This window comes from Vulcanococcus sp. DEBay_Sum22DG08_74, assembly GCF_017852955.1.
Lineage (GTDB): Bacteria > Cyanobacteriota > Cyanobacteriia > PCC-6307 > Cyanobiaceae > Vulcanococcus.
In genome coordinates this window covers 1-9,448 of record NZ_JAFMKL010000065.1, presented here as the reverse complement: position 1 = coordinate 9,448, position 9,448 = coordinate 1, and the positions used below count along the sequence as shown (strand labels likewise).

The window sequence follows — 9,448 nt, the reverse complement described above, 5'->3', positions numbered from 1 at the left end:
CCTTGGCGGGGTCCACGATGCCGGCAGCCAGCATGTCGACGTACTCACCAACGGCGGCGTTGTAGCCCTCGTTGAAGGGCTTGTTCTTGACGTGCTCGGCCACGACGGAGCCGTTCACACCGGCGTTCTCAGCGATGCGCTTGAGGGGAGCGGTCAGGGCGGAAGCCACGATGGTGGCGCCGATCAGCTCTTCGCCGGACAGGTTGGCCTTGGCCCAATCCTCGAGGGCGGGAGCCAGGTGAGCCAGGGTGGTGCCACCGCCAGGAACGATGCCCTCTTCAACGGCCGCCTTGGTGGCGTTGATGGCGTCTTCCAGGCGCAGCTTCTTGTCCTTCATCTCGGTCTCGGTGGCGGCACCCACCTTGACCACGGCCACACCGCCGCTCAGCTTGGCCAGACGCTCCTGCAGCTTTTCCTTGTCGTAGGTGGAGTCGGTCTCATCCATCTGCTTGCGGATCTGCTCGCAGCGGGCCTTCACAGCCACCTCGTTGCCTTCGGCCACGATGGTGGTGGTGTCCTTGTTGATGGTGATGCGGCGGGCGGTGCCCAGCATCTCCAGCTTGGCGTTCTCCAGCTTGAGGCCGGCGTCCTCGGTGATCAGCTGACCGTTGGTCAGAACAGCGATGTCCTCGAGCATGGCCTTACGGCGATCGCCGAAGCCAGGGGCCTTCACAGCCGCCACGTTCAGGACGCCGCGCAGACGGTTGACCACCAGGGTGGCCAGGGCTTCCTTCTCGATGTCCTCAGCGATGATCAGCAGAGGCTTGCCGGTGCGAGCGATCTGCTCGAGCACGGGCACCAGGTCCTGGACCAGACCGATCTTCTTGTCGGTCAGCAGGATGTAGGGCTCCTCCAGAACCGCTTCCATCCGCTCGGTGTCGGTGGCGAAGTAAGGGGAGATGTAGCCCTTGTCGAAGCGCATGCCTTCGGTGACCTCCAGCTCGGTGGTCATCGACTTGCCTTCCTCGAGGGAGATCACACCCTCTTTGCCGACCTTGTCCATGGCGTCGGCAATCATGCGGCCGACTTCCTCGTCGTTGCCGGCGGAGATGGTGCCGACCTGGGCGATGGCGTTGGAGTCGCTGATGGGCTTGGCGTTCTCCTTGATCTTCTCGACCAGGAATTCAGCGGCCTTATCGATGCCCTTCTTCAGGGTGATGGCGTTGGCGCCAGCAGCAACGTTGCGCAGACCGGACTTGACCATGGCGTGGGCCAGGACGGTCGCGGTGGTGGTGCCGTCACCGGCGGCGTCGTTGGTCTTGGAGGCGGCCTGACGGATCAGGGCGACACCGGTGTTCTCGATGTGATCCTCGAGCTCGATCTCCTTGGCGATCGTGACGCCGTCGTTGATGATCTGAGGAGCGCCGAACTTCTTCTCGAGAACGACGTTGCGGCCCTTAGGACCAAGGGTCACGGCAACGGACTCAGCCAGGATGTCGATGCCTTTTTCGAGGGCGCGGCGGGCCTGCTCGTTGTAAATAATGCGCTTAGCCATGGGAGGCGAATCTCGCGGTAGGGGTGGTTAGAAGACGGTGTTGAGGCTCAGTTGACGACAGCCAGGATGTCCTTCTCGGAGAGGAGCACGTACTCGTCGCTGCCGAGCTTGATGTCGGTGCCGGCGTACTTGCTGTAGAGCACCTTGTCGCCAACGCTCACTTCAGGAGCCTGACGGGAACCGTCGTCGTTGCGCTTGCCGGGGCCCACCTGAACCACCTCGCCCACCTGGGGCTTTTCTTTGGCGGTGTCGGGCAGAAGGATGCCACCGGCGGTCTTCTCTTCGGACTCAGAGACCTTGATGAAGATGCGATCGCCCAGGGGCTTGACGGTGGAAACGCTGAGGGAAACAGCAGCCATGGATGGAATTCGGGTTGGTTGGCGAAACCATTGGCATGGCGCCAGAGACGCTGCCAGGGTCGCGGCGTAAAAACGCCTAGGAACGCGAGTTAGCACTCACATCCCCTGAGTGCCAAGTTATGGGCGCGCTTCCCGAGTCCACAACCACCCCGCGGGGCGGGTGACCGAACAGGGCAGGGGAGGGGTGACGGGGTGCAGGGGCGCGGTGGTATGTTTGCGCCGCTTCAGGCGGGCTGCGTCCCGCTGTGCGTCCTGCGACTTCTCCTTTAAATGGCTGCTGCTACTGCCACCGGCACCAAAGGCATCGTCCGGCAGGTGATCGGACCGGTGATCGACGTTGAATTCCCGGCCGGCAAGCTGCCAAAGATCTATAACGCCCTCCGCATTGAGGGCAGAAACTCGGCTGGTCAAGACGTTGCTCTGACCGCTGAGGTTCAACAGCTGCTCGGCGACCACCGCGTCCGCGCCGTCGCCATGAGCGGCACCGACGGCCTGGTCCGCGGCATGGGCGCCCTGGACACCGGTGCTCCGATTTCCGTGCCCGTGGGTGAGGCCACCCTCGGCCGCATCTTCAACGTGCTCGGTGAGCCCGTTGACGAGCAGGGTCCGGTGAAGACCACCACCACCGCCCCCATCCACCGCGAAGCTCCCAAGCTGACCGACCTCGAGACCAAGCCCAAGGTGTTCGAGACCGGCATCAAGGTGATCGACCTGCTGGCTCCCTACCGCCAGGGCGGAAAGATCGGCCTCTTTGGCGGTGCCGGCGTGGGCAAGACCGTGTTGATCCAGGAGCTGATCAACAACATCGCTAAAGAGCACGGCGGTGTGTCCGTGTTCGGTGGCGTGGGTGAGCGCACCCGCGAGGGCAACGACCTCTACGAGGAATTCAAGGAATCCGGCGTGATCAACGCCGAGGACCTCTCCAAGTCGAAGGTGGCCCTCTGCTACGGCCAGATGAACGAGCCCCCCGGCGCCCGCATGCGCGTCGGTCTCTCGGCTCTGACCATGGCTGAGCACTTCCGCGACGTGAACAAGCAGGACGTGCTGCTGTTCGTCGACAACATCTTCCGCTTCGTTCAGGCCGGCTCCGAAGTCTCCGCACTGCTGGGCCGCATGCCTTCCGCTGTGGGCTACCAGCCCACCCTGGGCACCGACGTCGGTCAACTGCAGGAGCGCATCACCTCCACCCTCGAGGGCTCCATCACCTCGATTCAGGCTGTGTACGTGCCTGCGGACGACCTGACCGACCCCGCACCGGCGACCACCTTTGCTCACCTGGACGCCACCACCGTGCTGAGCCGCGGCCTGGCTTCCAAGGGCATCTACCCCGCTGTGGATCCCCTGGATTCCACCAGCACCATGCTCCAGCCCTCCGTTGTGGGTGACGAGCACTACCGCACCGCCCGCGCCGTGCAGTCCACCCTGCAGCGCTACAAGGAGCTCCAGGACATCATTGCGATTCTGGGTCTGGACGAACTGTCCGAAGACGACCGTCGCACCGTGGACCGCGCTCGCAAGATCGAGAAGTTCCTCTCCCAGCCCTTCTTCGTGGCTGAGATCTTCACCGGCATGCCCGGTAAGTACGTGAAGCTCGAGGACACCATCAAGGGCTTCAACATGGTTCTCTCCGGTGAACTGGATCACCTGCCCGAGGCTGCCTTCTATCTGGTGGGCAACGTCGACGAAGTGAAGGCCAAGGCGGCCAAGATCCAAGCCGACGCCAAAGGTTGATCCGGAGCGTTAGCTGATGTCTCTCACCCTCCGCGTTCTGGCTCCAGACCAGAGCGTCTTCGACGGCCCTGCCGACGAAGTGATCCTTCCCTCCACCACAGGCCAACTGGGCATTCTTCCCGGTCACGTCTCCCTGCTCACCGCCCTCGACTACGGGGTGCTGCGTGTGCGCGAGAACAACGACTGGAAAGCCATCGCCCTCCAGGGTGGTTTTGCCGAGATCGAAGCGGATGAAGTCACCGTCCTGGTGAACACCGCTGAACTCGGTAGCGCTATCAACGCTGACGAAGCCAACAAAGAACTGGAAGCCGCCACCGCTGCTGCCAACCAGTTCGAAGGTCAGGCCGCCAGCACCGAGAAGCTCAAGGCCCAACAAGCCGTCTCCCGTGCCCGCGCTCGGGTTCAAGCGGCAACCCTGAACAACTGAGCGCTGCCTTCAGTTGCACGCACCAGCGCCCCAAATGGGGCGCTTTTTTATGCTCAGCCCACAGATCCCAAGCCATGGGCCTCGGCACGACTCTCGGCAGGCAGCTGCGCCAATGGCAGATCCAGAACCCTGAGGCGCTGCAAAGCGGACGGGCGATCGCCAATCGCCTCATCGATGCCCTCGGCGCGGAGGACGCGCTGAAGGGTCCGATTCGAGACCTTGCCAACCAACCCCTGCTGCTGCAGCTGCTCCATGGCAGCGGCGCCAGCCAAACCAGTGCCCGCGCCAGCCTGGGGGCACACATTCGACAGACCTACTCCGCCGAGGTCCAAAGCGAGCTTCAGGATCTGCTCGACGCCGCCTGCGGGACAAGCAAGCCCGAGCCTGCAACCGCCCCACCGCGCCAGAGCGTTGCGGCCGCTCCTGCCGCAACGGCCCTCAAGGGTCTGGAACCACTCGCCCCAGGGCTGGCCCTCTCAGCCTGCGGCGCCTTGGTGCTGAGCTGGTTCGGCCAGGAACTGGACCGGCTGATCTTTGATGACTGGGGCTGGAGCGGGGGTCTGGTGCTGGTGCTAAGCCTGGCCGGCCTGGCCGTCGGACCGTGGCGCAGCAGCCTGAGGCGACGCTGGAGTCTGAGCAGCGAGCAGGCCTCACAACCGCGGCAGGTCTGGCGCTGGATCAGTTCCCCCTGGGTCCATGGCAGCGGTCTCGAAGCCGCGGTGAATCTGGCCGTGCTGCTGATCGTCCTGGGGAACTCGCCCCTGCCCCTCGGCCAGGTGATCCTGCGCTACAGCCTGACGGCCCTGGCCTGCCTGGGCCTGGCCGCACTCTGCGCCCAACGCTGGAGCGTCCAACGAACCTGGAGCGGATCCGCCGGGCCGGTCTGTGCCTTGATCGGCCTGGCGGCCGGCTCCAGCCTGCTGCACTGGAAGCTCTTGGTCTTTCGCCCCCTGGGGCTGAGCATCCCGGCTTGGGTACTGCTGCTGTTGGTGGGGGCCCTGCAACTGGGCTGGCAGCTCCCTCGCCAGCAACCCGAGGAACGCAGCACGGCCCTGCAACGCCTGCTGGCCTCCAGCTGCAGTTGGGGACTGATCCTCGGCCTGGTCTGGGCCCTGATCAGCCGGCTGCAGGCAGGGCTCTAGCGGCCTGCTGCATGTAGCGCCCCCAAAGCTGCGCCACCAAGCCACCGCTCGCTCCTGAGGCGGGACGGTTGTCGTCGTTCCCCATCCAAATCGCCGTCAGAACCTTCAGCGAGGGGGAGTAGCCGATGAACAGGGCATCCACGCCGTTGTTGGTGGTGCCGGTCTTGCCGCGAGCATCCGGGACCACCGCCGCCGTTCGGCCCGTTCCGCCCTGGACCACCCCAGCCAACATCTGATCCATCACCGCAGCCACCTCTGGCCGGATCAACTGGCGAGATCGCTCTCCAATCGGGGTCGTCACACCCCGGGCCGGACAGCGGTCCAGGCTCTTCAGCGATCGGCAGATGCCCAGGTCATAGATGCGGCTGACCCCGTGCACGGGCACCGATCTCCCCCCGTTCGCGACCACGGCATAGGCCCGGGCCATCTCGTAGAGATAGGTCTCCCGGCCGCCCAGCATGGTGTTGTAGTCCGCGTCCAGCGGCGTCGAAATGCCCAGCCGTCGCGCCAGCTTGAGCACCTGGGAGAACCCCGCCCGCTCCGCCAGCCGCAGGGCCACGACATTCTCCGAACCCGCCAGACCCGCGGCCACGCTGATCGCTCCGGCGGACTGACGGCAGCCCCCCACATAGTCCAGTGGGGCACAGGAGATGGACTCGGTCGGTGAGACGCCGGCGGCCAAGGCCGCCAGGAAGGGGAACAACTTGAAGGTCGAGCCGGGCTGGCGCAGGGCCTGAACCCGATCAAAACTCGAGCGGCTGTAATCGCCACCGCCGACGTAGGCCAGGATGTCGCCGGTCTCGGTATTCAGGCTGATCAGCGCCCCCTGGGTCAGCCCCGCCGCGGCCGCGGGCCCCTCCAAAAAACGCTTCAGCTGCTCCTGGGCCAACTGCTGCAGCTTGGGGTTGATCGTGCTCTCCACCGCGTAATTGCCAGCCCCATCACCGCCCCTGAGGTTCAAACCAAAGCGGGTGCCCTCGAGCTCACCAATGACGTAGTCGCTGAAGAAGGGGTAACTGCTGAAGCTCGACTCCCGGCAGGCCGAGGGATCGATGTTCAGGGGCCGTCGCTGGGCATCGATCAGGCCCTGATCGCTCAACCAACCCTGCTCGTGCATCAGCTTCAGCACCAGGTTGCGGCGCTCCAGGCCCGCACCTGGGTCCTCGAGGTTGCAGGGGCTGTAGCCGTTCGGGCTGGGAAGCAGTCCCACCAAAAAGGCCGACTGGCCGACGTCCAGATCGCTGGCGGACTTGCGGAAGTAGAGCTGGGCGGCCTGCTCAAAGCCTTCGGTCCCCAGGCCCAGGTAGGCGCGATCGAGATAGAGCTTGAGGATCTGGTTCTTGCTGAAGCCCACCTCCAGCTGCAGGGCCACCCATAGCTCGCGCAGCTTGCGGGTCAGGCTCAGGTCGCGCCCCACCTCCGGGTAGACCATGCGCGCCACCTGTTGGGTGAGGCCGCTGCCGCCGCCGCTCCCCAAGACAGCGGAGCGCAGGGTGCCGAACAGGTCGATGCCGCTGTTCCAACCAAAGCGGGCCTCCTCGGAGGCCAGCAGGGCCTGGCGCAGGTGCAGCGGATAGGACTGCAAGGACGGCAGCGCCGTGGAGGCCCCCTCCTTGGCATCCACCTGCTGACCATCGGCCGCAAAGATCTTGACCGGACCGTCGATGCTGCGGATCCGGGAGCCGCCGCCAATGCTGGCGGCCAGCAGCATGCCACTCACCAACAGGGCTGAGCCCGCCAAGGCCGTGATGCCCACCAGGCGAATCGCCTGCTCCAGGGGGCTGCGGGGGTGGAAGTAGCGCAGCTCAGGCGCCTGGCCCTTGAGGGGCGAGCCCAGCTGCACCGCATCCCCATCCCGCAGCTGAATCCAGCGGATCCGACGATCCCGATGGAACAGGCCATTGGAGGAACCAAAGTCCTCCAAGGCAAAGTCCCGGTCGCTGGGACGCTCCTTCTCGAGGATCGCGTGCACCCGGCTGAGACTCGGATCGCTCAACGGCAGCTCGCAGGCCGGATCACGGCCCAGGCGATAACGCCTGGGCTCAAGCTCGAGCTCCTGGATCTTCCCGTCCTTCCCCCAGAGCTCCAGGCGCGCCTGGTGTTCCAGCAAGGCAGGCAGGGTGCTCCGCACCGCCTCGGGCCGCTCTCGCCAAGGTCCGCGAAGGGCTGCACGGGCAAAGTCTTTCCAAGCCTCCCGAACGGCCGGTGAGGCAAGACGATCCAAGCGAGAGGAGGTGCTCAGGCGGGTGTTGCAGTCCAGCCATAGGCTAAGACCAGCCCACCTCCGCCCCCCTTCGGTGCAGCGTCAACGGGACCCCTGGGAGCCCTTCCGCCTCTGGTTGGCGATCACGATCGGGCTCTATGCCCTGCGGGCCTTCTTTGCCTTCACCTGGGTGGGTGCGATCCCGGGCTGGATCCTGCTGTTGATGGTGCTCGTGGCGCTGGCGCTGGCCAGCAAAGCGGTCCTCTTCCCCGGGCGTGTCGTGCCCTATCGCGAGGGGGATGGCGGCCTCTGGAACGACCTGCGCGATGACTGGAGACTCTGGTGGGCCCGCCGGCGAGGAGAGCGATGAGCGCCCCCAAAGCGCGTTTGCTGCTCGCCAGCGATCCCAGCAAAGCCGCGCCCCTCGATCCCAAACAGCCCCTGACGATCGGCAAGGCGGCGAGCAATCGGCTCTGCCTCGCCAGCCAAACCGGGGTCTCCGATCACCACGCCGTCGTCCGGTTCTCGCAAACCCAGGGCTGGTTGATCTGCGAGTGGCAGAGCAACGACGGCACCTTCCTCGAAGGGCAACGGATTCAGCAGTGCCGCCAGCTCGAGGATGGCGATGAGATCCGGCTGGGACTCCAGGGCCCCGTGCTGCAGTTCGAGCTGATCACCGCGCCGATCGCCAAACCCGCTGCCCCCGTCTCCAAACCCGCAGCGCCCCGCCGAATCGATGTGGATGGGGAAGCGGTGGAGCTGGCCGAGATCCTCTCGGCGGGAGTGCAGAGCCTGCCCCGCCACCCCCACGTCTTCAGCTGGTGGCTGCTGTTCTGCCTCGGGGGGCTGCTGTTGCTGCCCTTCCCCCTGATCTTCTGGCCTTTAGAACTCGGCGCGCTGGGGGGCTGGATCGTGCTGGGTTCCCGCAAGGACCACAGCCTGGTGGTGGTGCTGCGGGATGGCCGTGCCCTACGCCATGGCTTTGCCAACCGCCGCACGGCCCTGGCCCATCGCAACGGCATCCGCAAGGCCCTCGCCAGCCAGGGCCGATGAACAGCCTGCTGCCGCTGGGGACACGCCTGCCGTTCGACGGCCTCGATCAACCCCTTGAACTCACACGCCTCCTGGGGGGCGGAACCCAGGGGCAGGTCTACGCCGTGCGCTGCGGTGCGGAGGAGCTCGCCCTGAAGTGGTACTTCCCCAGTTGCATCGCCCGCGACCCACTGCTGCGGCAGCGCCTGCAGCAAAGCATTCGCCTGGGGGCTCCCAACGGCGCCTTTCTCTGGCCCATGGCACTGCTGGAGCCCAGCGCCGAGAGTCGGCCCCTGATCCGCTGCCAAGAGCCAGGCTTTGGCTACTTGATGCCCCTGCGTCCCAGTGGTTTTCAGGGGGCCCATCTCCATGCCGGCGGGCGGATGGAGATCAGCCTGCAGAACATCCTGCGGGCCTGCTTTCATCTGGCCGATGCCTTCCACGAACTCCACCTCAAGGGGCTTTGTTACAAGGACATCTCCCTGGGGAACCTCTTCCTCAGGCCAGGCGATGGCGCGATCCTGATCTGCGACAACGACAACGTCGCGATCGACGGCCAGGGCGCCGGCAGCGTGCTCGGGACCCCAGGATTCATGGCCCCGGAGGTGCTGCTGGGGGCAGCCAAGCCCAGTGCCAGCACGGATCAATTCAGCCTGGCCGTGCTGCTCTTTCGGCTGCTCACCCGCCACGACCCCTTCCGCGGGCGACAGGAACTGGCGATCCGCTGCCTCGATGAACCGGCACGGCGCCGGCTCTACGGCGAGGAGGCCCTGTTCATCTTTGATCCAGAGAACCCCGCGAACCGGCCTGATCCAGAGGAACACGCCGCGGCCTTGCTGACCTGGCCGATCTACCCGCGGAGCCTGCAGCAGCTCTTTGAGACGAGCTTTGGCGCGGGGCTTCGGCAACCCGGCATGCGCCCCCTGACCGGGCAGTGGAAACAGGTGCTCGCGCGCTGCCTGGACCATCGCCACCTCTGTCAGCACTGCGGCGAAGAGCTCTTCCACAGCGGACCCTGCTGGAGCTGTGGTCACACCAACCCGGCAGTCCTGCAGCTGC

The 9,448-nt window shown here is 65.6% G+C and carries 9 protein-coding genes; 6 read left to right on the top strand and 3 right to left on the bottom strand.

What is annotated here, in order from left to right:
• Together groL and groES are read right to left on the bottom strand one after the other, a co-directional pair.
• The coding region (gene groL, locus QZ184_RS07975; RefSeq protein ID WP_296418950.1) for a chaperonin GroEL at window positions 1–1,495 on the bottom strand (1,495 nt) is incomplete at its 3' end.
• A gap of 47 nt (window positions 1,496–1,542) precedes the next feature.
• A complete protein-coding gene (groES, locus tag QZ184_RS07970; RefSeq protein WP_010315361.1) occupies window positions 1,543–1,854 on the bottom strand; it encodes a co-chaperone GroES in 312 nt (103 codons plus the stop codon).
• A gap of 270 nt (window positions 1,855–2,124) precedes the next feature.
• Between groES and atpD the strand changes: the two genes are divergently transcribed.
• The 3 genes from atpD (at window position 2,125) to QZ184_RS07955 (ending at window position 5,154) form a co-directional block, all read left to right on the top strand.
• Entirely contained in the window at window positions 2,125–3,585 is a 1,461-nt protein-coding gene (gene atpD, locus QZ184_RS07965; RefSeq protein ID WP_247477132.1) for a F0F1 ATP synthase subunit beta, read from the top strand.
• A 16-nt stretch (window positions 3,586–3,601) separates the two neighbouring features.
• A complete protein-coding gene (gene atpC, locus QZ184_RS07960) occupies window positions 3,602–4,012 on the top strand; it encodes an ATP synthase F1 subunit epsilon (protein ID WP_010315359.1) in 411 nt (136 codons plus the stop codon).
• A gap of 74 nt (window positions 4,013–4,086) precedes the next feature.
• Window positions 4,087–5,154 (top strand): rhomboid family intramembrane serine protease, encoded by a 1,068-nt coding sequence (locus QZ184_RS07955; protein ID WP_296418947.1) that lies wholly within the window; start codon window positions 4,087–4,089, stop codon window positions 5,152–5,154.
• Here QZ184_RS07955 and QZ184_RS07950 read toward each other — a convergent pair.
• Complete coding sequence (locus tag QZ184_RS07950; protein WP_296418945.1) at window positions 5,129–7,285, bottom strand: transglycosylase domain-containing protein; 2,157 nt, start codon at window positions 7,283–7,285, stop codon at window positions 5,129–5,131. The genes QZ184_RS07955 and QZ184_RS07950 overlap by 26 nt on opposite strands.
• Window positions 7,286–7,451: 166 nt before the next feature.
• Between QZ184_RS07950 and QZ184_RS07945 the strand changes: the two genes are divergently transcribed.
• The 3 genes from QZ184_RS07945 to QZ184_RS07935 all read left to right on the top strand — a co-directional run.
• A complete protein-coding gene (locus tag QZ184_RS07945) occupies window positions 7,452–7,727 on the top strand; it encodes a hypothetical protein (protein WP_010315354.1) in 276 nt (91 codons plus the stop codon).
• On the top strand, window positions 7,724–8,410 hold the full coding sequence (locus tag QZ184_RS07940) for an FHA domain-containing protein (protein ID WP_296418943.1): 687 nt from the start codon (window positions 7,724–7,726) through the stop codon (window positions 8,408–8,410). The genes QZ184_RS07945 and QZ184_RS07940 overlap by 4 nt, the downstream gene beginning before the upstream one ends.
• On the top strand, window positions 8,407–9,448 hold a 1,042-nt coding region (locus tag QZ184_RS07935; RefSeq protein WP_296418941.1), incomplete at its 3' end, for a protein kinase. The genes QZ184_RS07940 and QZ184_RS07935, both read left to right, overlap by 4 nt.

Coding starts and splice junctions, on each gene's coding strand:
- QZ184_RS07940 (WP_296418943.1), top strand. CDS start 7,724: ATGAGCGCCCCCAAAGCGCGTTTGCTGCTCGCCAGCGATCCCAGCAAA.
- atpD (WP_247477132.1), top strand. CDS start 2,125: ATGGCTGCTGCTACTGCCACCGGCACCAAAGGCATCGTCCGGCAGGTG.
- atpC (WP_010315359.1), top strand. CDS start 3,602: ATGTCTCTCACCCTCCGCGTTCTGGCTCCAGACCAGAGCGTCTTCGAC.
- QZ184_RS07955 (WP_296418947.1), top strand. CDS start 4,087: ATGGGCCTCGGCACGACTCTCGGCAGGCAGCTGCGCCAATGGCAGATC.
- groES (WP_010315361.1), bottom strand. CDS start 1,854: ATGGCTGCTGTTTCCCTCAGCGTTTCCACCGTCAAGCCCCTGGGCGAT.